This window comes from Candidatus Magnetominusculus xianensis (assembly GCA_001541255.1).
Taxonomy (GTDB): Bacteria; Nitrospirota; Thermodesulfovibrionia; order Thermodesulfovibrionales; family Magnetobacteriaceae; genus Magnetominusculus; species Magnetominusculus xianensis.
In genome coordinates this window covers 1-1,123 of sequence record LNQR01000048.1, presented here as the reverse complement: position 1 = coordinate 1,123, position 1,123 = coordinate 1, and the positions used below count along the sequence as shown (strand labels likewise).

The 1,123-nt window shown below is 45.8% G+C and carries 1 protein-coding gene, 3 tRNA genes and 1 pseudogene; all 5 read right to left on the bottom strand.

The genetic code is table 11. From position 1 onward, the window contains the following. Positions 1 to 76: pseudogene (locus ASN18_RS06585) on the bottom strand (GTP-binding protein); the annotation flags it as partial. 59 nt (positions 77 to 135) lie between these two features. After that, positions 136 to 208 (bottom strand) — tRNA-Thr (locus tag ASN18_RS06580). A gap of 51 nt (positions 209 to 259) precedes the next feature. After that, positions 260 to 334, bottom strand: a tRNA-Gly gene (locus ASN18_RS06575). A gap of 41 nt (positions 335 to 375) precedes the next feature. Next, positions 376 to 460, bottom strand: a tRNA-Tyr gene (locus ASN18_RS06570). A gap of 212 nt (positions 461 to 672) precedes the next feature. Continuing rightward, positions 673 to 924, bottom strand: a complete 252-nt coding sequence (locus ASN18_RS06565; protein WP_085051945.1) for an LA_3696 family protein — start codon at positions 922 to 924, stop codon at positions 673 to 675. Positions 925 to 1,123: the final 199 nt, after the last annotated feature.

Genomic DNA, 1,123 nt, shown 5'->3' with positions numbered 1-1,123 from the left:
TCTTGCCATGGTCAACGTGCCCAATTGTACCCACGTTTACATGCGGCTTTGTCCTCTCAAATTTGGTCTTTGCCATTGTCTGTCCTCCTTACGTTAGAAGCCTGTTAATGTCCAATATATTTTTAACTTACTATAAGCCCATGACCGGAATCGAACCGGTGACCTCATCCTTACCAAGGATGTGCTCTGCCGACTGAGCTACATGGGCATAGCGTAATATTTTCAGGGCAGCCATATTATGACGGGCACCCGTCATATATGGAGCGGGAAACGGGATTCGAACCCGCGACCCTCAGCTTGGAAGGCTGACGCTCTACCACTGAGCTACTCCCGCGCAATAACCTGCCGTAAACTGATAAGCGGCGGCAAAATAAATGGTGGAGAGGGGAGGATTCGAACCTCCGAAGGCGGAGCCAACGGGTTTACAGCCCGTCCCCTTTGGCCACTCGGGTACCTCTCCGTAGCGTAAGGCCACTGCATCTATCATTGTATCACATATATCATACGTTATCGCCAGATTTTTCAACAACGTCCTGTCTACGGGCATCTATTGTCCATAGAAGCGACTATTATATAGTAATAAAAAAGCATTGTCAACATTATTTTAAATTTTTTAGCTGGTTGAACTAATTTATTTTGGGGCAGGAAGCAACTGTGGGAATTACATAGCGATTATTTAAGAAGTCCTAGCAGCCTGAACATGACGGCCATTAAGCTGGCCTGCGCCACAAGCATAGCCGCTACCCATTTGATGATGTCGGATTTAGACGATTCTATTTTAATTTCGAGTCTTGTGATATCATCTCTCGTAGCCAAATCTTTACGTAAATTTTCCTCTGACTCGTTAATGACCTTGACAAAGGCTTCCACGCCGTCATCGCCGAGCTTCTTTCTTAACACCTCTGGAATCGCTATCACGCTCATAGTTTAACTATAGCATATCTATTGACATTTATCAAGGCATTATCATTACAGGGCAAACGCATTAGAAAAATAAAGCAGATATTGCCCATGAAATTAGCGCCGGTAGAGGGTTTCCTGGATTCCCGTTTTCCAGACTGTGTCATAATAGCACCCCCCTTTCTTTTGAGGGGTGGGCGTAGCGGCTAGGCAGCTGGGGTAT

What these genes read in the sequence shown, in the direction of transcription:
- ASN18_RS06565 (WP_085051945.1), bottom strand. Translation starts at nt 924, where the DNA reads ATGAGCGTGATAGCGATTCCAGAGGTGTTAAGAAAGAAGCTCGGCGAT.